Consider the following 21,808-nt stretch of genomic DNA (forward strand, 5'->3'; position numbering starts at 1 on the left):
GGAGGAGTTCCCGGCGTCAGGTGGGAGGTTCGTCCGGGATGTCGGCGATGTCGTCCAGTGCGGCGGCCAGCTCGTCCGGATGGTCGCCGATCCGCTCGGCGATCTCGATGAGGACGTGCAGCACGTCGTGCCGGTCGTGCCCCAGGTCGATCAGGCGCTGGGCGGCCTCCCACAGCTGCGGCGGGTCGCCGACCCACAACCGGCTCGCGATCTCCTCGTGCCAGGCGAGGTGCTCCTCCAGGTCCGTACGGCCGAGCTCGTCGGCGTGGTCGATCTCCAGCAGGATCCGCCGGTCGGCCTCGTCCGCCGGGTTCAGCAGGTCGAGGTTGGTCGAGCCGCGCATGCCCTGCAGCAGGGGGAACGCGAACGCGCGCCGGGCCAGCGCGGACAGGTCGCCGTCGGGCAGCAGCCGTTCCACGAGAGAGCGGTCCAGTCCGAAGGTGGTCGGGTCCCGGTACGCCTCGGTGAAGCGGGCCGTCGCCTCCCAGACCGCGTCGAGCGTCGCCCGCACCCCCTCGTCGGGCAGCCCGATCCGGGGGCCGGCGAAACGCACCCACGCCGACAGCACGTGCGGCATCGCGTCCTGCTCCGCCGGGGTGAGCAGGACCTTGCGCGGCAGCCAGTCGAGCAGGAACGTCTCGCACTTGGTCGGGCTCACCCGCATCGGCCGGCCGAAGTCCTGGTCGCAGCCGTAGTCGATGATGTGGTCGGCGCACCGGGACGCGGCCGAGGGGTCCGACAGGTTCTCCGCCGCGTCCGAGGCGAGGAACTCGGCCGCCAGCATCGCGCGGCGGTCGCGGCTGTAGGGGGCCTCGGTGTGCGCGGGAGCGGGCCGCATCCGCCCGGGCGGCAGCGCCTTGACGCGCGCCCGCGCGAACGCGTGGTAGGCGCTGTAGCTGTCGCTCACCGGCTTCGGGCCCGTACGGCCGTGCGCGGCGGCCCGGGCCGCCTTCATCGCGAATTCGAGCAGCGCTCGCGCCTGCTGCGGCTCCAGTTCCTCGAACCGCAGCAGCGCGTTGCCCGCGGCCTCCAGCCTGGCCTGCTCCAGCAGCTTGTCGACCTGCGACGACACCCAGGCGTCGCGGGCCATGCCGCCCATGTTGTAGTCGACGACCACGACCAGCGCGTGCCTGTCCTCGCCGTTGTAGGCGAACGTGCACACCACGGTGTCCTGGTCGCCGTACACGTCCCTGGAGACGTAGCAGCCGGTCGGCTTGACGGCGCCGACGCGGTCCGCCCAGCGGGGCCGGGCGACGTCCGACTCCATCAGCGCGAGCGCCGCGCCCTCCGCCTTGGCCGCCTGGCGGGCGGTGCCGAGGTAGGCGACGGAGATGAGCAGGGTGAGCGCGGCCGGCGTGCCGGCCTTGGCCGCGTAGTCCACCAGGCCCTCGCCGAGGATCTGCTCGACGTCGCCGCCGCGCAGCCGCCTGCCCCACCACGCGCCGAGCATGTCGGAGACCATGAGCTCGGCGTCGAGCGGGCTGCGGACGGCGAGCAGCTCCCTGGCCGCCAGCAGCATCTCCGCGAACACGTCGTCCGGCGGCCGGGTCTCCCGGGGGTCACGTCGGCGCCGGCGACTCACGAGATCTCGCTCCGCTCGCTCACGGTGACCACCTTCTCGCATTCCCGCCGCGAAGGGCATCAGGAACACGGCCCGGTGACTTCCCCGTTATCTGCCGCTCCAGCCCTCCCCGCCGTACGGGTACGGGCCGGGGCGACCGCCGCGCGACCGCCGTACGGCGCCTCACCTCCGGGAAGGCGGCGCCGAGTTCACCATACCCAGGAGGCGCTCCCGGGCGACCCGCTCGACGATCTCCGGAGTGACGTCGAGCCCCAGATGCTCGCCGCAGGCCCAGGCGTCGGCGACGCAGCGGGCGACTGAGGACAGGGGGACGGTCAGGAATTCCGCGGCCAGCCGGTGGGTCACGAGTTCCACCGGTTCACGAAGACCCGGCTCCGGTGATGGGCCGCCACTGATTCGTGTTGCGAGTATGGGCATGGACTGCATTCCTCGCTGAATGGGGACCTGCCGCCCCTTATTTCACCTCTTTCCCCGGCGGTGTCAACCCTTCGCGGGCCGCCGCGTGGGAAGCTGACCCCATGCGCATCCGGCTCGCCCAGGATTCCGAGGCCGACGAGCTGCTCGGCCGCAGCCCCCTCGCACTGCTCATCGGCATGCTGCTCGACCAGCAGGTGCCGCTCGAGCGGGCCTTCGCGGGGCCCCGTACGATCGCCGACCGGCTCGGCCGCGACCTGGACGCGCGTGAGATCGCCTCCTATGATCCTGACCAGTTCGCGGCCCTGCTCGCGGCGGCGCCCGCCGTCCACCGCTATCCCAAGGCGATGGCGGCCCGCGTCCAGGCGCTCGCGACCTATCTCGTCGAGCATTACGATGGCTCGGCCGAGAAGGTGTGGAAGGATGTCCGCGACGGCGCCGAGCTGCTGCGCCGGCTGCTGGCCCTCCCCGGATTCGGCCGGCAGAAGGCCCAGATCTTCCTGGCCCTGCTGGGCAAGCAGTGCGGTGTGCGCCCGGACGGCTGGCGTGAGGCGGCCGGGCCGTACGGCGAGGAGGGGGTGCACCGGTCGGTGGCCGACGTCGTGGACGCCGAGAGCCTGCAACTGGTTCGCGCGACCAAGCAGGAAGCGAAGCGGGCGGCCAAGAAGTAGGCCGGATCCTCCTGCGCGAGACGCCGGTCTTTTGACAGGATGCGTTGACCGCATGGCGGGCGGGGCTTCCGTCCGCGCATGCCGATCGCCCATGATGTAGGGCAGATCTGCGCTACCAATCACAGTTATGGAGATGTGCCTCGTGGGAGACGCTGGCACGCGACGGAGGTGCCGACCATGAGCGCCGAAACCTCCGTGCCCCGGCCCCGGGAGCCCGGTTTGGACATATCAGACTCCGACCTCTTCAGAGGCCTGATGTCGGAGGCGCCGTTTGCCTTCGCGTTTTTCAACCCGGATGGGCGTTTCGTCCGGGTCAACTCCACCTTTACCGAGCTGACCGGCCATCCTGTCGAGCTGCATCTTGACCGCCACCCGGCCGAGCTGCTGCCGGCCGACCTGACCACCCTGATCGAGGCGGCGCTGCGCCGGATCGCCGACGAGGCGCTGCCGGTCACCGACCAGCGGATCAGGACCCGCGCCGAGAACGGCGACAGCCGCCACTGGACGGTGTCGTTCTTCCCGATGCGCGACGACGACGGCGTCGTCGGGACCGCGCTGTTCGGGGTGGACGTGACCGAGCGGCAGCTGAACGAGGAGGTGCTGGAGCGTAGCGAGGAACGCTACCGCTCGCTGGTGGAGTCGCAGCAGCAGCTCGTGTGGATCAGCTCGCCCAGCGGCTCGGTGGCCGAGGACGCACCCCAGTGGCGGGCCATCACCGGCCAGGGCCTGGAGGAGTACCTCGCGCACGGCTGGCTGGACGCGGTGCACCCCGACGACCGTCCCGGCACCGAGGAGGCGTGGCGCGAGGCGCTGCGCGGCCGGACGATGTTCGAGTGGAGCTACCGGGTGCGCACCCGGGCCAGCGGCTACCGGCACTTCGAGGTCCGGGCCGTGCCGATCATCAGGCACGGCCGCGTGGTGGAGTGGGTCGGGGCGAACACCGACGTCACGCCGCAGCGGGAGGCCGAGGAGATGCGCGGCCGCCTCACCGACCAGCTCGGCGCCGCCGCGCTGCGCACCGCCCGCCTCCAGGGCGCGACCGCCCAGCTCGCCGAGGCGCTCACCGTCGAGCAGGTGGTGCAGGTCATCATCGACGTCGGCCGCACGGCCCTCGCCGCCGACCACTCGTCCGTGGCCCTGCTCGACCTCGACCGGGCGACGCTGAAGCTGATCAGCAGCGGCGGCACCCCGGACACCCGGGGCGAGGAGATCGACCTCGCGCAACCCAACGTGATGACGATGGCGGTCAACAGCCGCCGCCCGCTCTTCGCCGAGTCACCCGACAGCCTGCGCGCCCAGCTCGTGGACGCCGGCGCCGACGAGGCGCAGATCTCCGGCTTCCTCGCGCAGACGGACGAGCGGGCCTGGGTGGGCCTGCCGCTGCTGGCGGCCGGGCGGGCGCTCGGCGCGCTGCGGTTCTCGTTCACGCGGACCCAGAAGATCTCGCAGGAGGACGGCGTCTTCCTGGAGGCGCTGGCCGGACAGTGCGCCCTCGCGGTCGAGCGGGCCACGCTGTTCGAGCGCGAGCACAAGACGGCCGAGACGCTGCAGCGCAGCCTGCTGCCCGAACGCCTGCCGGTGGTGCGGGGCCTGACCCTCGCCTACCGCTTCCGCTCCGGCTCACGTCACGTGCAGGTGGGCGGCGACTGGTACGACGCGTTCGTCCTGCAGGACGGCCGGGTGGCGGCCGTGGTGGGCGACGTCATGGGCAAGGGCGTCAAGGCCGCCGCAGGCATGGGCCGGATCCGCAACGCCATGCGCGCGCTCGCGCTGACCAACCCGCCCCCGGCCGCGGTGCTGACGGGGCTCGACCGCGTCTTCGAGGCGACCGAGGAGGAGGAGCAGGTCACCACCCTGGCGTACATGGTCGTCGAGCCCGGGACCGGGGAGGGCACGCTGGCCCTGGCCGGTCACCCGCCGCCGCTGCTGGTCTCGCCGCAGGGCGTCGGGCTGCTGCACGAGACCGAGCCGGGCACACCGCTCGGCTGGGCCACGAGCCGCAAGCAGTTCCGGTTCTGCGTGCCGCCGGGTCACACCGCCGTTCTGTACTCGGACGGTCTGGTGGAGAACCGCAAGCGCGGGCTGGACGCCGGGCTCAGGGAGCTTTCGTCCGTCGTGGCCGAAGCGCCCCCGGAGGTCCTGAACAGCCCGAATATGCTGCTCGATTTCCTGGTGGACCACATGCTGTCCGGGTATGAACAGGACGATGACGTAACGGTACTCGCGGTCCACGTTCCACCGGCCACGAAGAGTGACTGAATGAAACAGTCATAACGGTTGCTTTCGGGTATCAGTGACCTCCTTCCGTACGCACTAGTGTCTCGGTCGGCCTAGGGTGGAGGGGCAACCGGCGGGACGCGGCCGTATCACGTACCGTGGCGTGCCACAATGGCATGTCGCGGTCCGCGCGACCTCACCACCGGAAAAGAAGAAGCACCTGGGTCCATTCTCGCCATGCGTTCGTTCGAGAGGTGTTCGTGTCGCCTGCAAGTTCGACTCGCTCGAAGCCGTCGGAGCTGAACGAGCCAGTGATTCAGCAGCTCCTCGAGCGTGGGCGCTCGCAGGGTTTCCTCGAGTCCGAGGATGTCCGCAAGGCCTTCGAGGAAGCGGACATCCCGATGTCGCAAGCCGCTGGATTCCTGCGCAGCCTCAGCAAGGAGGGTGTGACCGTCGTGGTGACGGCCGCCGACTCCGCGGCTCCCAAGCGTTCTCGAGGTCAAGCCAAGCGCCGCACCACCGCGCCCGTCAAGAAGACCACCAAATCCGCAGCGGCCAAGGAGTCGCAGCCGGAGACCGTGACCGCCGTGGTGACCGACTCCGCGCCGGCCGCCAAGCCGGTGCCGAAGAAGCCCGCTCCGGCCAAGCCCGCGCCGCCCGCCGCCAAGGCTCCGGCCAAGCCCGCTCCGCCGAAGAAGGCCGCACCCGCCAAGCCGGAGGCCCCCACCACGGGTCCCGAGGTCAAGGCGGCCAAGGCCGACTCCAAGCCGAAGTCCGCCGACATCGCCGAGGACGACGAGGACATCGACCTCGAAGGTGACGTCGACATCGAGGACTTCGACATCGAGGTCGAGGACGTCGAGATCGACGCCGAGGTGGAGACCGAAGAAACCGAAACCGAGACCGAGGGAGAAGCCGACGGCGAAGAGCCCAAGGCCGAGGCGCTCGTCCAGTCCGAGGACGAGGTGCTGATCCTCACCGACGACGATGACGACGCGCCCGTCGCCCAGGTCGCGGCGGCCGGCGCCACCGCCGACCCGGTGAAGGACTACCTCAAGCAGATCGGCAAGGTGCCGCTCCTCAACGCCGAGCAGGAGGTCGAGCTCGCCAAGCGGATCGAGGCAGGCCTGTTCGCCGAGGAGCAGCTCGCCCAGGAGGCCGACGGCCTGCCCGTCGACGTCCGCGCCGAGCTGGAGTGGATCGCCGAGGACGGCCACCGCGCCAAGAACCACCTGCTGGAGGCCAACCTCCGCCTCGTGGTCTCGCTGGCCAAGAGGTACACCGGCCGCGGCATGCTGTTCCTGGACCTGATCCAGGAGGGCAACCTGGGCCTGATCCGTGCGGTCGAGAAGTTCGACTACACCAAGGGCTACAAGTTCTCCACGTACGCCACCTGGTGGATCCGGCAGGCGATCACCCGGGCCATGGCCGACCAGGCGCGGACCATCCGCATCCCGGTCCACATGGTCGAGGTGATCAACAAGCTGGCCCGCGTCCAGCGGCAGATGCTGCAGGACCTCGGCCGCGAGCCCACGCCGGAGGAGCTGGCCCGCGAGCTCGACATGACCCCCGAGAAGGTCATCGAGGTGCAGAAGTACGGCCGCGAGCCGATCTCTCTGCACACCCCGCTGGGCGAGGAGGGCGACAGCGAGTTCGGTGACCTCATCGAGGACTCCGAGGCCATCGTCCCGGCCGACGCCGTCAGCTTCACGCTGCTGCAGGAGCAGCTGCACTCCGTTCTCGACACGCTGTCGGAGCGGGAGGCGGGCGTGGTGTCGATGCGGTTCGGCCTCACCGACGGGCAGCCGAAGACCCTCGACGAGATCGGGAAGGTCTACGGCGTGACCCGCGAGCGGATCCGCCAGATCGAGTCCAAGACCATGTCGAAGCTGCGCCACCCCTCCCGTTCGCAGGTGCTGCGCGACTACCTGGACTGACGCACGAGTCGATCGTCCCTCGGCCACGCACCACGGCCGGGGGACGATGACGTTTACGCCCCCGTAACCTCGTGGTAGCGCCACGGGCACGTTGACGCTCCTAGGCTCGCGCCTCATGGGAGTGATCGAAGTGGATCGGGCACGTGCTCGGGGGCCACGAGTGATCCCGGACCGCCCGTGGGCGGACACCATGCTCGACGAGGCGGTCGAGGCCGCCTCCCGAGGTGACCTCAGACCGGCGGCGGCCGTCCTCGCGGACAGCAGGGGCGACCCGGAGACGCGGTCGCTGCGGGCGGAGGCGCTGTCGCGGGCCGTCATCGGGGCGAGCCGGTCGATCGAGGCGCTACTCGCTCACGACCAGGGCAATCCCGACCTGTGGCTGTGGCTCGGCCGGGCCCGCCTGGAGGAGGCCTGGGAGCTGAGGCCCGACGTGCGGGCCAGGGCGGTGCAGGCGGACCGGCTGCACGCCTACCGGTCGGCGATGGAACAGGCCAGGCAGCCGCTTCTGGCGGCGGCGGGGCTCGCGCCGGTCGACCCGGTGCCGTGGGAGTGCCTGATGTGGCTGGCCATCGGGCTGGACCGGCCGCGCGCCGACAAGGACGCGGTCTGGTACGAATGCTCCCGCCGGTGGCCGACGCTGTATTCGGGGGCGCTGGCCCGCCTGATCACCCTGTCGCCCGGCTGGGGCGGCACCGCCCAGGAGATGCTCGGCTTCGCCCGCTCGGCCGCCGCGCACGCCCCGGAGGGCAGCCCGCTCCCGGCGCTCGTGCCGCTGGCCCACTTCGAGATCGTCGCCGCAGGGCGCACCCCCATGTCCCGGGGCGGCTGGTTCTCCTTCGACGCGCAGCGCGAGATCGTCTCGGCCGCCGGCCACTGGGCGGAGCGGCGCATCGGCGGGGCGCACCCGCGCTCGGTCGAGGCGCACAACGTCTTCGGCGCCGCCTTCTACCTGTCCGACCTCCGGCGTCCGGCGCGCGGGCACCTCGCCAGGACGGGGGGCCGCTTCAGCCGGCTGCCCTGGTCGCATCTCGGCGATCCGGCGCAGCAGTACCGCCGGGCCTGCGCCCGGCTGAATCTCTGACTCACTCGTTCACGATCACGTCGAGGGTCCGCGGCTTTCCCCGCCCGGACGGCGCCGCCAGTTCCACCCGATGTCCCAGGCCGGTCAGCAGGTCGGCCAGATCTGCGGCCGTGCGGGGCCGGTCGGGGGTCTCGACGAGCGCGCGGGCCACCACGCCCCGGGTGGCCTTCGCCATGTGGCTGACGACGGTCCGCTTCCCTGCGGCCTCCCGCAGCACCCGTACGGCCACGCCGCGTTCGCCGGGCTGCCAGGCGGCGGCGTACGTCGCGGACCGCATGTCCACCACGAGCCCCTTCGTCGCGTCGAGCACCGCGCTGATCGACGGCCGCCAGAACGCGGCCAGGCCGCCCATCGGCGGCAGCCGTACGCCCATGGACAGCCGGTAGGGCGGCACGCGGTCGGACGGGCGCAGCAGGCCCCACAGCGCCGAGAACACGACGATCCTCCGGTCGGCCCGCCGCCGGGCCTCGGGGGAGAGGGTGGCGAGGCCCAGGTTGTCGTACAGCACGCCCGTGTAGAGGGCGGCGACGGGCAGCGTGCGCGCCGTGGGGAGCGCCAGGTTGCGCTCGATCTCGCCGGTCTGCCCCTCCGACAGGCCGAGAACGTCGCGCGCCTCGGGCGTGTGGCAGAGCGAGACGAGGGCGTCGAGGACCTTCTCGCGCGGGGAGGCGAGTTCGGGGAAGCTGAGCCGGCGGACGGCGGAGGTGCCCCGCTCGGCCTTCCCCTCCGAGGGCGGAAGCAGGATGAGCACGGTTCCGCAGCCTACTGCGCCCCGACCGGAGAGTTTCCCCCGATCGGGGCGCTGCGCGATGGTCGCCGACGCGGCGTGTCGCTCAGTCCCGGCCGGTCTCCACCGCCTTGAGCACGGCCTCCGCGATCGAGCGGGGATCGACGCCGAAGTGCCTGCGGACCGCATCGCGGGTGCCCGACAGCCCGAACCCGTCGGTGCCGAGCGAGGTCCACGGCCGGTCGATCCACGGGCTGATCTGGTCCGGCACCGCGCGCATCCAGTCGCTGACCGCGATCACCGGTCCCGCGGTCCCGGCCAGGGCCTGCCGGACGTACGGCACGCCCGTGGTGGTCATGGCGTCGCGGCGCAGCTCGCTCCAGGAGGTGACCGACCACACGTCGACGCCCAGGCCGTACTCCTCCCGGAGCAGTCGCTGCGCCTCCAGCGCCCAGTGGATCGCGGTGCCGCTGGCCAGCAGGTGGGCCTGGCCGCCTCCGGCGGCGTACCGGTAGATCCCCCGGAGGATGCCCTCCTCGACGCCTTCGGGCATCGGGGGCTGGGGCAGCGGCTCGTTGTAGACGGTCAGGTAGTAGAACACGTCCTCGCCGTCGGGGCCGTACATGCGCCGGAGCCCCTCACGCACGATCGTTCCCACCTCGTAGGCGAAGGCGGGATCGTAGGCCAGGCACGCCGGGTTGGCCGAGGCGAGGAGCTGCGAGTGACCGTCCGCGTGCTGCAGGCCCTCTCCGGTCATCGTGGTCCGGCCGGCGGTGGCGCCGACGAGGAACCCGCGGCCGAGCTGGTCGGCCAGTGCCCACATCTGGTCGCCGGTGCGCTGCCAGCCGAACATCGAGTAGAAGATGTAGAAGGGGATCATGGCTTCGCCGTGGGTGGCGTAGCTGGAGGCCGCGGCCGTGAACGACGCCATCGACCCGGCCTCGGTGATGCCTTCCAGCAGGATCTGCCCGTCGGCCGCCTCCTTGTACGACAACAGCAGGTCCCTGTCGACGGACTCGTAGCGCTGGCCCAGCGGCGAGTAGATCTTGGCGGTGGGGAACAGCGACTCCATGCCGAACGTCCTGGCCTCGTCGGGCACGATCGGCACCCAGCGGCGTCCCGTCTCCGGCTCCTTCATCAGGTCCTTGACCAGGCGGACGAAGGCCATCGTCGTGGCCACGGGCTGCTTCGAGCCCTTCTCCAGGGCCCGGAACGGCGCCTCGCCCGAGGCCGGCAGCGGGGCGTGGGAGACCGTACGGCGGGGGACGGGCCCGCCCAGGTCGCGGCGCCGCTCGGCGGCGTAGCGCGCCTCCGGCGAGTCCGGCCCGGGATGCAGGTATGGCGGCAGGTCGCCGTCGAGCGCCTCGTCCGGCACCGGCAGGCCGAGCCGGTCGCGCAGCGAGCGGAACTCGTCCTGGGTGAGCTTCTTCATCTGGTGGTTGGCGTTGCGCGCCTCGATCCCCGCACCGAGGGTCCAGCCCTTCACCGTCTGCACGAGGATCACGGTGGGGGCGCCACGGTTGTCCAGGGCCCTGCGGTAGGCCGCGTACACCTTCCGCGGCTCGTGGCCCGCCCGGGACCCGCCGACGATGCGCCGCAGGTCGTCGTCTGAGCAGGGCACGTCCAGTCCCTGGAACAGCCGCTCCCTGATATAGGCGCCCGTCGAGGCGGCGAACGTCTGGAACTGCCCGTCCGGCACCTCGCCCAGCCGGGCCACCAGTTCGTCCGAGCCGAGCAGCCCGTCCCACTCCCTGCCCCACAGCGCCTTGACGACGTGCCAGCCCGCGCCCCTGAAGACGCTTTCGAGCTCCTGGACGATACGGGTGTTGCCCCGCACCGGCCCGTCGAGCCGCTGCAGGTTGCAGTTGATCACGAAGGTGAGGTTGTCGAGCCCCTCGCGCGCGGCGAGGGTGAGGGCGGCCGTGGACTCCGGCTCGTCCATCTCGCCGTCGCCGAGGAAGGCCCATACGTGGCTGTGCGAGGTGTCCTTGATGCCGCGATTGTGCAGGTAGCGGTTGAACCTGGCCTGGTAGATCGCGTTGAGCGGGCCGAGGCCCATGGAGACGGTGGGGAACTGCCAGAAGCCCGGCATGGACCGCGGATGCGGGTATGACGGCAGCCCGCCCTCGGGCTCGCGCCTGAACAGGTCGAGCTGGGCTTCGCTCAGCCTGCCCTCAAGGAAGGCCCGGGCGTAGATGCCCGGGGATGCGTGGCCCTGGAAGTAGACCTGGTCGTGGCCGGCATGGAAGAAGTGATTGAAGCCCACCTCGTACAGCCAGGCGGCCGAGGCGTAGGTCGCCAGGTGGCCGCCGAGGCCCAGCCGGCTTCCCCTCGTGATCATCGCTGCGGCGTTCCACCGGTCGTACGCGGCGATGCGTTCCTCCACCTCCAGGTCACCCGGGTAGACGGGCTCCTCGGAGGCCGGGACGGTGTTGATGTAGCGGGTGGTGGTGGCCAGCCGCTTCAGCAGGTAGTCGGCCCGTTCGGGGCCGGCTGCACGGCGGACCGCCTCGAGGGATTCGAGCCATTCGGCGGTCTCCTGCGGGTCCAGGTCTTCGTCCATGGATTCATTAAACACCCTATGATCGATCATCGGATGTGTGCCGTCCGGCCCTATCATCGGTCTCGTGGAACCCGTCGTGCGGTCGCCGCTTCGCGACCAGATCCGGCAAACCGTGCTCGACGGCCTGTCCGACGGCCGATGGAAGCCCGGCGACCGTCTCGTCGAGCGGCGGATGGCGGCCGAGCTGGGCGTCAGCCAGGCCCCGGTGCGTGAGGCGCTGCGCGAGCTGGAGGCGCTCAGGCTCATCGAGTCCGCGCCCAACAAGGGCGCGCGGGTCCGCAGGCTCACCCGGAGCGATCTGCGCGAGGTGTACCAGGTGCGGGCGGGGCTGGAGGAGACGGCCGTCCGGCTGGGCAGGCCCTCCGTGGATGCGTTGCGTACGCACCTCGGCCGTCTGCACGAGGCGGCGGCGGCCGGCGCCCTGCACGATCAGGTGCGGCACGGCGTCGCCTTCCACCGGGAGATCGTGAAAGCCTCGGGCAACGAGGTGCTGCTGTCGGTGTGGGAGTCGCTCGGCATCGAGGTGTGGACCCACCTGTCGATCCGCCTGTTCCGGATGCGTCCGCACGAGAACGCCGCCGACCACGAACCCCTCGTGGAGGCGTTCGAGCGGGACGACCCCGAGGTGGGCGTCCTGCTCCGCGAGCACGTGCTCGGCTACGCCCCGGCCTAGCCCTTCCGGCCCGTCGTGGCGATGCCCTGGACGAAGTAGCGCTGGCCGGCGAAGAAGACGACGACGAGCGGCAGCGTGGTGATCACGCTCGCGGCCAGGACGATCTCCCACTTGGGGTCGCCGCCCTGGGAGAACTGGTCGACCACGGCCTTGAGCCCGCGCGGCAGCGTGAACAGCGCGGGGTCCTGCAGGTAGATCAGCGGCTTCATCAGGTCGAACCAGCTCGCCTTGAGCTCGAAGATGAACGCGATGATCAGGGCCGGGCGGCCGAGGGGCAGCGCGATCCGCCAGAACAGGTCGAGGTAGGACGCGCCGTCCACGCCGCCGCACGCGGACAGTTGCAACACCGCTGCCAGAGCTCCGGCCAGCACGACGACGCCGGTACGGTTCCTGCGCGAAGGGGACACCGCCGCTCCTTCGAGGGGGCCCGAGGAATCGAAAGCCCTCCACCGCCCCGGACGCACATCTAAAGCGAGCAGCGCAGGTCAACTAGGCTGCGGCGGGTGACTGAGGAAATCGCACAGTTCGACCTGCTGGTGGATGCGGCATGGCCGGCGCCGGGACGGGCGGAGGACGACGGCTGGGTCTACCGGCACGCGGGCGGCGTGACGAAACGGGCCAACTCGGTGCTGCCGCTGGGAGAGCGGGCGAACCTGCCGGAGGCGGTCGACCGGGCCGAGCGCTTCTACGCGGGCATCGGGCAGCCCTGCGTGTTCTCGGTCGGCATGGGCGCGTCGCCCGGGCTCGACGACGAACTCGGCCGCCGGGGTTACCGGCTCGTGGATCCCACCTTGGTGATGACCAGGCCGCTCACCGGCGATGAGCCTGCCGCCGACGCGGCGGTGGAGGACAAGCCGTCAGAACGGTGGCTGCGCACCTGGTGGAGCGTGGACGGCGGGCGCCACCGCGACACCGGGGAGGTTCCGGCGCGGACGTGGGGTGAGCGCATCCTCGGCGGGGTGCCCGCCGGGTACGTCCTCCTCGAGGAGGGCGCGGTGGGAAGGGGCGTGCCGCAGGGGCGATGGCTCGGCGTCTACTGCATGGCGGTCGAGCCGCACGCCAGGCGGCGCGGGCTGGGCGCTGCCGTGCTGCGCACCCTGCTCGCCTGGGGGCGGCGGTGTGGCGCCGACGGCGCGTACCTGGTGGTGACGGAGGCCAACACCGGCGCCCGCGCGCTCTACGAGCGCGAGGGATTCACCGTCGCCGGCCGCTACCACTACCGGGTGCGGTCCTGACCCGCCGGCGCCGTCCGCCGCGGACCCCGGGGGAAGCGGGGAACGGCGGCCGCGCCGGGCGGGCGGCCCGGGTCGATGGCTTATATGGCGACGGCGCGCGGAGCCGACATTATCGTCTGACGCTCCGGCACGCCGTCTATGGGGTCAGCGCTCGCCCTCAGGGGCGGTCGCGGGGGATTCACTGAGTCGGGCCGACTCGTCCTGGATCTCAGCACCTTTGTCGCGCAGCACAGTCACGTGCTGACGCCCGTGGTGGGCGCAGAACAGCAACTCCCCACCCACGGGCAGGGTCGCGCGGATGTAGGCCTGAGCACCGCACCGGTCGCACCGGTCCAGGGCCGTCAGCGGCTTGATGGGGGCGAGAGCTCCAGTCACGTATCGCCTTTCGGGTCGCCCCACGCTGTGGGGACGTTGGCGTCAGTCACTTGGGACAACATCTAACCGGATACGGGCCTTCCCAATCATGCTCCGACTACGCCCAGAGCAGAATGATCGGGAAAGTGACGGGGATCACAGCGAAAGTGCCGGTCATTGTGCTGCGCCTGGCAAGCTTGTGCGCGTACAAACATTGAGTGGCGTTAAGCTGCGTACGCGTGTTCGATTGATAAGTAGGAGTTGGGTGTGACTGCGGTTCGCGCGGAGACGGGGTACACCGCCCGTCATCTCTCTGTGCTGGAAGGCCTGGAGGCCGTCCGCAAGCGCCCGGGGATGTACATCGGCTCCACGGACACGCGCGGCCTCATGCACTGCCTGTGGGAGATCGTGGACAACGCGGTCGACGAGGCGCTCGGAGGCTACTGCACGCGGATCGAGGTCGAGCTGCACACGGACGGCTCGATCGAGGTGCGTGACAACGGGCGTGGCATTCCCGTCGACATCGAGCCCAAGAGCGGCCTGGCCGGCGTCGAGCTCGTCTACACGAAGCTCCACGCGGGCGGCAAGTTCGGCGGCGGCTCCTACGGCGCCTCCGGCGGCCTGCACGGCGTCGGCGCCTCGGTGGTCAACGCGCTGTCCTCCCGCGTCGACGTGGAGGTCGACCGCGACGGCAAGGTCCACCAGATCAGCTTCCGCCGGGGCGTGCCCGGCGTGTTCGACGGCGACGGCCCGACCGCCAAGTTCCGCAAGAAGTCCGGCCTGCGCGACGGCGGCCCCGCCCCGCGCAACACCGCCGGCACCCGCGTGCGCTTCTGGGCCGACCGGCAGATCTTCCTGCCCGAGGCGGAGGTCTCGCTCGACGAGATCCACGTGCGGCTGCGCCAGACGGCCTTCCTGGTGCCGGGGCTCACGCTCGTGGTGCGCGACGTCCGCGGCGAGGAGCCGGTCGAGGAGACGTTCCGCTTCGACGGCGGCATCAGCGAGTTCACCGAGTTCCTGTCCCGGGACGAGGCCGTGTGCGAGGTGCTGCGGCTGCAGGGCGAGGGCCACTTCCACGAGACGGTCCCCGTGCTCGACGAGCAGGGGCACATGACGCCGACCGAGGTCGAGCGGGAGCTCACCGTCGACGTCGCGATCCGCTGGGGGAAGGGCTACGAGACGACCGTACGCTCGTTCGTGAACGTGATCGCCACGCCGAAGGGCGGCACCCACGTCGCGGGGTTCGAGCGGGCGCTGGTCCGCACGGTCAACGAGCAGCTCAGGGAGACCCGGCTGCTGAAGAACGGCGACGAGCCGGTGACCAAGGAGGACATCCTCGAAGGGCTGACCGCGGTCGTCACCGTGCGGGTGCCCGAGCCGCAGTTCGAGGGACAGACCAAGGAGGTGCTCGGCACCTCCGCGGCCAGCCGCATCGTCGCCCACGTGGTCGCCCGCGAGCTGAAGGCGCTGTTCGCCACCCCCAAGCGAGGGCAGAAGCAGCAGCTGCGCGCGGTGCTGGAGAAGGTCGTCGCCGCGGCCAAGGCCCGCATCGCCGCCCGCGAGCACCGTGACAACCAGCGGCGCAAGTCCGCCCTGGAGAACTCGGCGCTGCCCGCCAAGCTGGTCGACTGCCGCAGCGACGACGTCGACCGCAGCGAGCTGTTCATCGTCGAGGGCGACTCCGCGCTGGGCACGGCCAAGCTCGCCCGCGACTCGGAGTTCCAGGCTCTGCTGCCGATCCGGGGCAAGATCCTGAACGTGCAGAAGGCGTCGGTCGCCGACATGCTCAAGAACACCGAGTGCGCCGCGATCATCCAGGTGGTCGGCGCCGGGTCGGGCCGCTCGTTCGACATCGAGTCGGCCCGCTACGGCAAGATCATCTTGATGGCCGACGCGGACGTGGACGGCGCGCACATCCGCTGCCTGCTGCTCACGCTCTTCCACCGCTACATGAAGCCGATGGTCGAGGCCGGGCGGGTGTTCGCCGCGGTGCCGCCGCTGCACCGCATCGAGGTCACCAACCCCGGGCGTGGCCAGGACAAGTACATCTACACCTACAGCGACGCCGAGCTGCACAAGGTCCTGCGCGACCTGGAGCGGCGCGGCAAGCGCTGGAAGGACCCCGTGCAGCGTTACAAGGGCCTCGGTGAGATGGACGCCGACCAGCTCGCCGAGACGACCATGGACCCCCGCCACCGCGTCCTGCGCCGCGTGCGGATCGAGGACGTGGAGGATGCCGAGCACATCTTCAACCTCCTCATGGGCAGCGACGTGGGCCCGCGCCGCGAGTTCATCATCGGCAGCGCCGCCGAGGTGGACCGCGACCACATCGACGCCTGACCGGTGCCCGCCGGGCACCGGCTCACCGTCGCGAGCCCAGCCTGGGAGGAGCCGGGGCACGCGTCCGCACCTCCTCCCCAGGAAGGGCGCCCCTTATGACCGTCCGTGACCTGACGGTGCCCGAACGTCATCTGTGACCATGGGCCCATGACATCTCTTGGCCACGACCAGAAGAGCCGTGTGACCGTGCGGCAGCTCACCGCCGAGGACGTCACCTGGGTGCGGGAGTTGTTCACCGAGAGGTGGGGAGGAGTCGTATCGGTCAGCCGAGGCGTCGCCCACGACACGACGGCGCTGCCCGGATTCGTCGCGCTGCTCGACGGGGAACGCGCCGGCGTCGCCACCTACAGGATCGCCGGCCGGGAGTGTGAACTCGTCACGCTCGACTCCGTACGCGAAGGCGCCGGAGCGGGCACCGCCCTCGTCGACGCCGTGGCCGGAGCGGCCCGCGCCGCAGGCACCGTTCGGCTATGGCTGGTGACGACGAACGACAACCTGCGGGCGCTGCGCTTCTATCAGCGGTACGGCTTCGACCTCGTCGCCGTGCACCGCGACGCCGTCGCTCGGTCGCGTGAGCTCAAGCCGTCGATTCCCGAGATCGGCCTCGACGGCATCCCGATTCGCCACGAAATCGAATTCGAACTGCCCTCGAATCTGGCCGGGGTCAGCCGGACTCGATCTCCAGGGTGCTGACCCGGTTGCGGGCCTCCAGCATGCCCTCCCGGTAGCGTTCGTCCCAGTCCGGGTCGTCGTCGCGGATGGCCCTGACCGTCTGCCTGGTCAGCTCCACCGGCCCGTTGGGGCCGGGAGCTACCTTGCGTACGACGATCAGGGTCCACCCGTTCTCCATGACGGTGTCGGTCTCCCAGCGGGGTGAGCCGGCCGCCTCTCGCCGGGGCGCGGGCTTCCCGCCGCGTGCGAGCGTCACGAGCAGATACACGAGCACGGCGATGACGATGAGCGTCACCGGAAGGGCGAGCAGGCGCATCGGGGTTCCGGCTCCCTACTTGGTGGGCAGAGCGACGCCTCCAGTATTGCCCGGCGCGTACACCGTGATGCCCTGGGGCAGGGCCTTCAGCTTCTCGATCTCCGCGCACGTGGGGCACTTGTTGTAGCCGTCCTGCCGGGCCTTGTTGGCGTCCGCCTCCGCGCGCGCCTGGGCGACCTTCGCCTGCGCCTCGGTGACCTTCGCGAACGCGGCCTGCGCCTGGTTGACCGCCTCCTGGACCTCGTTGGGCAGGGTCACCCGCGAGAGGTTGAAGTGGATGCCGGTGAGATAGTCGGCGCCCAGGGTCGACTTGAGGTCCTCGGCCAGGCTCGTGTTCACCGCTTCCTGGATCTTGGCGATGTTCGCGTTGTTGCCCTGCTGCGGCGAGCCCCCGCCCTGCTGGCCGGCGCTGTTGTTCTGCACGAGCGCGCAGGAGGAGACCAGTTGCGCGCAGCGGAAGTTGTTGATCTGGGTGCGCAGGTCGTTGTCGATCACCGGCCGGATGATCTGGTCGAGGAAGGCGGACCAGCCCTCGTCGCCCTCCCAGGGGTAGAAGGTCCCACCGTTGGTGCTGCGGAACTTGCGCGTGCCGAACTTGTCGTCGAACGACTTCAGCGTCTGGTGGTCGAGGTTGAGGCCGAAGTAGAGCGTGCCCTCGATGCCCATGTTGACGCCGTCGCCGCTCGGCACGTTGACGACGTCGACACCGGACCTCTCGCCGTGTCCGGCGTCGGAGGTGATCGTGTAGAACCGCTGCTGGGCGGGGTAGCGGTGCATCTGGGACCACCAGCCGATCCAGGTCACCCCGGAGCCCGGGTCGATGACCTGGCGGACCTTGTTGTCGTCGAGCGGGCCGCCGTCGCGGACGACCGCCACCTCGCCGCCGCTGGTGCGCTCGAACCCGCTGAACGCGCCGAGCAGGGTCGGCGCCCCGACGACGATGAGCGCGAGGATCACCAGGATGGCGATGCCGCGGAAGGACCGGCGCGAGGTGCCGCCGGAGGCGGAGGGAGTGCGGCTGGGCATACGGGCTCCTTGGGGGGGCGCCTCGGGACCGGTTGCGGTACCGGGGGGAAAAGCTCACGTGTCGTCGGCACGACAACGTAGCAGCCGGGTGCCCCGGTTCCGGGATGGCCCGTGGTCCGGAGAAGGCGCCCCGCCGGCCCCGTACGGCAGACCGGGCGGCCTGCCGTACGGGGGTGGGGTCAGAGTTCGACGGGCTGGAGCCGTCCCGTGTGCACGTCGTACAGCGCGCCGCCCACGACGAGGTCGTCGGGCAGGTAGGGGCTGGACTTGATGCGGGTGATGTCGTGCCGCAGCGCGGCGCGCTGGTCGGGGACGGTCTGGAACTCGAGGCTGCGGGTGTCGACGCCGTAGTCGGCGGCGATGAGGTTGTGCACGTCCTCGTCGGTCGACTTGGACATCCGGCAGTCGGTGTGCGGCATCACCAGCACGCGGTCGACGCCGAGCAGGTAGACGGCGAGGACGAGGGTCCGCAGGACGTCGTCGGTCACCCGTGCGCCCGCGTTGCGCAGGATCTTCGCGTCGCCCGCGGTCAGGCCGAGCAGCCCGAGCGGGTCGATGCGGGAGTCCATGCACGTCACCACCGCGAGCCCACGCGCCGCGCGGCCACTGAGGCCGGAGTGGGTGAACGTGCTCGCGTACTTCTCGTTGGCGTCCAGCAGATCGTCGAAAGCTCCGGTCATGTCACAGATGTTGCCCGATGCCCTCCGACCGGTCATCGCGGGGGGCGGGCTTTTGCGCACTCCTGGCGGGTGGCCATCGCCTGCGACACCGGTATAAGGTCTTAGATGGTGTTGAAACCTGAGGGAGAGAGGTCACCATGAGCGGTGTCGCGCGCATGCACTCGGTCGTGCTCGACTGTCCGGAACCGAAGGCCCTGGCGGACTTCTACGCCGGGCTGCTCGGCTGGAAGGTCGCCGATGAGGAGGAGGACTGGGTCACGCTCGCCGGCGACGACCAGACCCGTCTCGCCTTCCAGCGGGTCCCCGAACACGTGCCCCCGGCCTGGCCCTCCGCTGAGCACCCGCAGCAGTTCCACCTCGACCTGACGGTGGACGACATGGCCGAGGCGGAGAACCAGGTGCTCGCCCTAGGAGCCGTCAGGCACGAGCACCAGCCCGGTGAGGGAAGCGGCTGGACGGTCTTCCTCGATCCGGCCGGGCACCCGTTCTGCCTGGTCACCGAGTAAGCCGGCGCCTCGGCTCAAGCGCCGGCGGCGGCCTTGTCCCGCGGCGTACGTGCGAGGCGCCGCAGGACGAGAAGGCCGCCGATTCCCGGCAGCCAGGCCAGCGCCTTGCCGGTCGGGTCGCACCCGGCGTCGCGGGCGGCGGCCACGACGACGACCAGGTATGCGCAGCCGTGCAGGGGGCCGACGAACGAGGAGACGGGCGGCAGGTGCACCGTGGCCAGGTTGACCAGGAGGACGGCCAGGGACCCCAGCTCGACGGCGGCGGCGACGCGCAGGGCGGAATGCGGACGTGACATGGTCAGACTCCCGTGGTCGAGCCGGGGCGGACGATCATCAGCACCGTGACGGCCGCCCACAGCAGGTTGAAGACGCCGGTCGGCATGGCGAGCCGCGCCACTCCTTCGCCGGCGTCGGCAGGCGTGGAGTCCCCGGCGGTGAGCCGGGCGACGACGGCGTCCTGGCGAGGCAGGACCGCCAGTGCGAGGATCGCGGCCGCCGCGGCGGTGAGCAGGATGGACGCGATCACCCACGCGTCGCGCAGCACGCCGAGGCCGCTCGCCGTGGCGAACCCGAAAACCGGTACGGCCAGGCCCGCGACGGCGTAGACGCGGCAGATGCGATGCAGCACGCGGAGCGTGGCCACGCCGCCGACCCCGGTGTCCCGACCCGCCGCGCCCCGATCCGCTGAGGCCCGACCCGCCGCGCCCCGATCCGGCAAGCGACGTGCGGCAGACGGGAACATGCTCGCCGCCACGGCGACAGGGCCGACCGCGAGGATCGCGGCGAGGACGTGAACGGCCAGGAAGAACTTGGTCATCGTGCACGCTACCCGATCAGCGGGCGGCCGGCGTGGACGGGCGGCGTGGACGGGCGGCGCTCGCGCCAGACGACGCCGCGCCGTTCATGGGCGAACAGCCGCTCCACGTCGCGTGCGACGTGCGGCCCGAAGTCACGCTCCACCAGGTAGAGACCGAGGTCGAGGCCCGAGGTGACCCCGGCGCCGCTCACCAGGTCGCCGTCGTCGACGACTCGTGCGTCCACCGCGACCGCCCCGAAGGCGCTCAGCGTGTCCAGGCCCATGTGGTGACCGGTCACGTGACGACCCGGGATCAGCCCCGCCATCGCCAGGATCAGCGAACCTCCGCAGACGGTGGCGACGGTGACGCCCTCCCGCCCGAGCGCCTCGCCCATGAGCCCGGGCAGGCCGGTCGCGAGAGCGCGGCCGAGCCGCGCGGTGACCGTCCCCGGCCGCTCCGGGAAGGACGACCAGGTCGGCGCGGGCCGGGTCCAGCCGCCCGGTGGCCCGCAGCGACACACCCGGAACGCCGCCGGCCACCTCACGGGGTCCCTCCGCCGCGACGAACGTGGCTGTGAGCGGGGTCCGCGTGGACATCGCGGCCGCCGTCAGGACCTCGTACGGCGCGAGAACGTCCAGGGGATCGAACCCGTCGAACAGCACGAACTGGGCCAGCATCGGCATCTCTCTTTGTCGTCGGCGGTGCGGTCACCAACCGTAGGAGTGCGGCCGAGGCTGATCCCAGAGGCGAGAACGACAAAGACCAACGGATTCCCGCCAGCAGCTGTCACCTGAGGATTCGTGGATCTGCCCTGAATTCGTCGCTGGCGGGATTCCGTCTATCGTGGCGATCGTGCACACAGTGGCGATCCTGGCGCTGGACCATGTCGTGCCGTTCGACCTGGCGACCCCCATCGAGGTGTTCGGGCGCACCCGCCTGCCCGACGGCCGGCGCCCCTACCGGGTGCGGGTGTGCGGGCCCGCCCCCGAAGTGGAGACCGAGGCGTTCGCCCTGCGCGTGCCCTACGGCGTGGACGCGCTGGCGGAGGCCGACACGATCATCGTGCCCGGCTGCTCGGAGCGGGCGGGGCCGCCCCCGCCCGAGGCGCTGGAGGCGCTGCGCGACGCGGCCGCGCGGGGCACCCGCCTCGCTTCGATCTGCGTGGGCGCGTTCACGCTCGCGGCGGCCGGGCTGCTGGACGGTCTGCGGGCGACCACGCACTGGGCGGCGGCGCCCGCGCTGGCCCGGCGGTTCCCGCTGGTGGACGTGCGGCCGGACGTGCTCTACGTCGACAACGGGCAGGTGCTCACCTCGGCGGGCGCGGCCGCCGGCCTCGACCTGTGCCTGCACATGATCCGGCGCGACCACGGCTCGGCCGTCGCGGCCGACGCCGCCCGCCTGTCGGTGATGCCGCTGGAGCGGGAGGGCGGTCAGGCGCAGTTCATCGTCCACGAGCACCCGCCGGTGCCCAGCGGTTCGCTGCTGGAGCCGGTGCTGGCGTGGATCGAGGACAACCTCGGCCGCGACCTCACCCTGCGGGAGATGGCGGCCCTCAGCGGGATGAGCGAGCGGACGTTCAGCAGGCGCTTCCGTCAGCAGACCGGCACCACGCCGCTGCAGTGGCTGCTGCGCGCCCGGGTCCGGCGGGCGCAGTATCTGCTGGAGAACACCGACCACGGCATCGAGCGCATCGCCGCACAGGCCGGTTTCGGGTCGCCGACCGCGTTCCGGGAGCGGTTCAAACGGGTCGTGGGGACGACACCGCAGGCGTACCGCTCCTCGTTCCACTCCTCATTCCACGGGGGCCCCGCCGCCACCTGAACGCCACGGGCAGGCGCAGGGGCGGCGGCGCGGAGCTACGAGACCGGCTCCACGCGCCGCCTGTTTCAACGGGGTGGCTCTTCGCCCCCTGTTCCAATGGGGTGGCTCTTCGCCCCCCCTGTTTCAACGGGGTGGCTCTTCGCCCCCCCTGTTTCAACGGGGTGGCTTCGCCCCCTGTGCCACATGGGCGGCTCTT

General features: G+C 71.2%; 22 protein-coding genes. 10 read left to right on the top strand and 12 right to left on the bottom strand.

Annotated features, from left to right (window positions below; genetic code table 11):
* Nucleotides 1-16 precede the first annotated feature (16 nt).
* A complete protein-coding gene (locus FH610_RS21825; RefSeq protein WP_139576448.1) occupies nucleotides 17-1,519 on the bottom strand; it encodes a hypothetical protein in 1,503 nt (500 codons plus the stop codon).
* A gap of 225 nt (nucleotides 1,520-1,744) precedes the next feature.
* Complete coding sequence (locus FH610_RS21830) at nucleotides 1,745-1,936, bottom strand: hypothetical protein (protein ID WP_139576370.1); 192 nt, start codon at nucleotides 1,934-1,936, stop codon at nucleotides 1,745-1,747.
* Between the two features lie 164 nt (nucleotides 1,937-2,100).
* On the opposite strand from FH610_RS21830, the gene FH610_RS21835 reads away from it, so the two are divergent.
* The 4 genes from FH610_RS21835 to FH610_RS21850 all read left to right on the top strand — a co-directional run bounded on the left by FH610_RS21835 (nucleotide 2,101) and on the right by FH610_RS21850 (nucleotide 7,902).
* Nucleotides 2,101-2,667: an HhH-GPD-type base excision DNA repair protein gene (locus FH610_RS21835; RefSeq protein ID WP_139576371.1), complete on the top strand. Its 567-nt coding sequence runs from the start codon at nucleotides 2,101-2,103 to the stop codon at nucleotides 2,665-2,667.
* 177 nt (nucleotides 2,668-2,844) lie between these two features.
* Complete coding sequence (locus tag FH610_RS21840; RefSeq protein WP_139576372.1) at nucleotides 2,845-4,926, top strand: SpoIIE family protein phosphatase; 2,082 nt, start codon at nucleotides 2,845-2,847, stop codon at nucleotides 4,924-4,926.
* A gap of 218 nt (nucleotides 4,927-5,144) precedes the next feature.
* Nucleotides 5,145-6,821, top strand: a complete 1,677-nt coding sequence (locus tag FH610_RS21845) for an RNA polymerase sigma factor (RefSeq protein WP_240809113.1) — start codon at nucleotides 5,145-5,147, stop codon at nucleotides 6,819-6,821.
* A 160-nt stretch (nucleotides 6,822-6,981) separates the two neighbouring features.
* Nucleotides 6,982-7,902 (top strand): hypothetical protein, encoded by a 921-nt coding sequence (locus FH610_RS21850; RefSeq protein WP_139576374.1) that lies wholly within the window; start codon nucleotides 6,982-6,984, stop codon nucleotides 7,900-7,902.
* Nucleotide 7,903: 1 nt separating this feature from the next.
* Here FH610_RS21850 and FH610_RS21855 read toward each other — a convergent pair whose 3' ends face one another.
* On the bottom strand, nucleotides 7,904-8,653 hold the full coding sequence (locus tag FH610_RS21855) for a YaaA family protein (protein WP_139576375.1): 750 nt from the start codon (nucleotides 8,651-8,653) through the stop codon (nucleotides 7,904-7,906).
* An 82-nt stretch (nucleotides 8,654-8,735) separates the two neighbouring features.
* On the bottom strand, nucleotides 8,736-11,192 hold the full coding sequence (aceE, locus tag FH610_RS21860) for a pyruvate dehydrogenase (acetyl-transferring), homodimeric type (protein ID WP_139576376.1): 2,457 nt from the start codon (nucleotides 11,190-11,192) through the stop codon (nucleotides 8,736-8,738).
* A gap of 64 nt (nucleotides 11,193-11,256) precedes the next feature.
* On the opposite strand from aceE, the gene FH610_RS21865 reads away from it, so the two are divergent.
* Complete coding sequence (locus FH610_RS21865) at nucleotides 11,257-11,865, top strand: GntR family transcriptional regulator (RefSeq protein ID WP_240809114.1); 609 nt, start codon at nucleotides 11,257-11,259, stop codon at nucleotides 11,863-11,865.
* Here the strand turns inward: FH610_RS21865 and FH610_RS21870 are convergent.
* Complete coding sequence (locus FH610_RS21870) at nucleotides 11,862-12,272, bottom strand: ABC transporter permease subunit (protein ID WP_205825955.1); 411 nt, start codon at nucleotides 12,270-12,272, stop codon at nucleotides 11,862-11,864. The two genes, FH610_RS21865 and FH610_RS21870, sit on opposite strands and share 4 nt — an antisense overlap.
* Nucleotides 12,273-12,368: 96 nt before the next feature.
* On the opposite strand from FH610_RS21870, the gene FH610_RS21875 reads away from it, so the two are divergent.
* Nucleotides 12,369-13,100 (top strand): GNAT family N-acetyltransferase, encoded by a 732-nt coding sequence (locus tag FH610_RS21875; protein WP_139576378.1) that lies wholly within the window; start codon nucleotides 12,369-12,371, stop codon nucleotides 13,098-13,100.
* A 144-nt stretch (nucleotides 13,101-13,244) separates the two neighbouring features.
* On the opposite strand, the gene FH610_RS21880 is transcribed toward FH610_RS21875, so the two are convergent.
* Complete coding sequence (locus FH610_RS21880) at nucleotides 13,245-13,475, bottom strand: DUF7455 domain-containing protein (protein WP_139576379.1); 231 nt, start codon at nucleotides 13,473-13,475, stop codon at nucleotides 13,245-13,247.
* 246 nt (nucleotides 13,476-13,721) lie between these two features.
* On the opposite strand from FH610_RS21880, the gene FH610_RS21885 reads away from it, so the two are divergent.
* Both FH610_RS21885 and FH610_RS21890 read left to right on the top strand, forming a co-directional pair.
* Nucleotides 13,722-15,794 (top strand): DNA gyrase/topoisomerase IV subunit B, encoded by a 2,073-nt coding sequence (locus FH610_RS21885; RefSeq protein ID WP_139576380.1) that lies wholly within the window; start codon nucleotides 13,722-13,724, stop codon nucleotides 15,792-15,794.
* A 147-nt stretch (nucleotides 15,795-15,941) separates the two neighbouring features.
* Nucleotides 15,942-16,487, top strand: coding sequence for a GNAT family N-acetyltransferase (locus FH610_RS21890; protein WP_139576381.1), 546 nt, complete (start codon nucleotides 15,942-15,944; stop codon nucleotides 16,485-16,487).
* Here FH610_RS21890 and FH610_RS21895 read toward each other — a convergent pair.
* From FH610_RS21895 to FH610_RS21905, 3 genes are all read right to left on the bottom strand, one after another.
* A complete protein-coding gene (locus FH610_RS21895; protein ID WP_139576382.1) occupies nucleotides 16,459-16,782 on the bottom strand; it encodes a hypothetical protein in 324 nt (107 codons plus the stop codon). The two genes, FH610_RS21890 and FH610_RS21895, sit on opposite strands and share 29 nt — an antisense overlap.
* 15 nt (nucleotides 16,783-16,797) lie before the next feature.
* Nucleotides 16,798-17,808, bottom strand: a complete 1,011-nt coding sequence (locus FH610_RS21900) for an SPFH domain-containing protein (RefSeq protein ID WP_139576383.1) — start codon at nucleotides 17,806-17,808, stop codon at nucleotides 16,798-16,800.
* Between the two features lie 179 nt (nucleotides 17,809-17,987).
* Entirely contained in the window at nucleotides 17,988-18,488 is a 501-nt protein-coding gene (locus FH610_RS21905; protein ID WP_139576384.1) for a beta-class carbonic anhydrase, read from the bottom strand.
* Nucleotides 18,489-18,625: 137 nt separating this feature from the next.
* On the opposite strand from FH610_RS21905, the gene FH610_RS21910 reads away from it, so the two are divergent.
* Entirely contained in the window at nucleotides 18,626-18,994 is a 369-nt protein-coding gene (locus FH610_RS21910) for a VOC family protein (protein WP_139576385.1), read from the top strand.
* A gap of 14 nt (nucleotides 18,995-19,008) precedes the next feature.
* Here the strand turns inward: FH610_RS21910 and FH610_RS21915 are convergent, their stop codons facing one another.
* From FH610_RS21915 to FH610_RS21925, 3 genes are read right to left on the bottom strand one after another with little or no spacing between them, the layout of a single operon-like run.
* Nucleotides 19,009-19,290, bottom strand: a complete 282-nt coding sequence (locus FH610_RS21915) for a DUF3817 domain-containing protein (protein WP_139576386.1) — start codon at nucleotides 19,288-19,290, stop codon at nucleotides 19,009-19,011.
* 2 nt (nucleotides 19,291-19,292) lie between these two features.
* Complete coding sequence (locus FH610_RS21920) at nucleotides 19,293-19,811, bottom strand: hypothetical protein (protein ID WP_139576387.1); 519 nt, start codon at nucleotides 19,809-19,811, stop codon at nucleotides 19,293-19,295.
* 8 nt (nucleotides 19,812-19,819) lie between these two features.
* Nucleotides 19,820-20,335, bottom strand: coding sequence for a DJ-1/PfpI family protein (locus tag FH610_RS21925; protein ID WP_240809115.1), 516 nt, complete (start codon nucleotides 20,333-20,335; stop codon nucleotides 19,820-19,822).
* Nucleotides 20,336-20,643: 308 nt separating this feature from the next.
* On the opposite strand from FH610_RS21925, the gene FH610_RS21930 reads away from it, so the two are divergent.
* Nucleotides 20,644-21,612, top strand: a complete 969-nt coding sequence (locus FH610_RS21930; protein ID WP_205825956.1) for a GlxA family transcriptional regulator — start codon at nucleotides 20,644-20,646, stop codon at nucleotides 21,610-21,612.
* The last annotated feature ends 196 nt before the right edge of the window (nucleotides 21,613-21,808 follow it).

It is taken from the genome of Microbispora catharanthi, assembly GCF_006334915.2.
Classification (GTDB): domain Bacteria; phylum Actinomycetota; class Actinomycetes; order Streptosporangiales; family Streptosporangiaceae; genus Microbispora; species Microbispora catharanthi.

Coding starts and splice junctions, on each gene's coding strand:
- FH610_RS21835 (WP_139576371.1), top strand. CDS start 2,101: ATGCGCATCCGGCTCGCCCAGGATTCCGAGGCCGACGAGCTGCTCGGC.
- FH610_RS21910 (WP_139576385.1), top strand. CDS start 18,626: ATGAGCGGTGTCGCGCGCATGCACTCGGTCGTGCTCGACTGTCCGGAA.
- FH610_RS21825 (WP_139576448.1), bottom strand. CDS start 1,519: ATGCTGCTGGCGGCCAGGGAGCTGCTCGCCGTCCGCAGCCCGCTCGAC.
- FH610_RS21890 (WP_139576381.1), top strand. CDS start 15,942: ATGACATCTCTTGGCCACGACCAGAAGAGCCGTGTGACCGTGCGGCAG.
- FH610_RS21840 (WP_139576372.1), top strand. CDS start 2,845: ATGAGCGCCGAAACCTCCGTGCCCCGGCCCCGGGAGCCCGGTTTGGAC.
- FH610_RS21895 (WP_139576382.1), bottom strand. CDS start 16,782: ATGCGCCTGCTCGCCCTTCCGGTGACGCTCATCGTCATCGCCGTGCTC.
- aceE (WP_139576376.1), bottom strand. CDS start 11,192: ATGGACGAAGACCTGGACCCGCAGGAGACCGCCGAATGGCTCGAATCC.
- FH610_RS21900 (WP_139576383.1), bottom strand. CDS start 17,808: ATGCCCAGCCGCACTCCCTCCGCCTCCGGCGGCACCTCGCGCCGGTCC.
- FH610_RS21905 (WP_139576384.1), bottom strand. CDS start 18,488: ATGACCGGAGCTTTCGACGATCTGCTGGACGCCAACGAGAAGTACGCG.
- FH610_RS21920 (WP_139576387.1), bottom strand. CDS start 19,811: ATGACCAAGTTCTTCCTGGCCGTTCACGTCCTCGCCGCGATCCTCGCG.
- FH610_RS21915 (WP_139576386.1), bottom strand. CDS start 19,290: ATGTCACGTCCGCATTCCGCCCTGCGCGTCGCCGCCGCCGTCGAGCTG.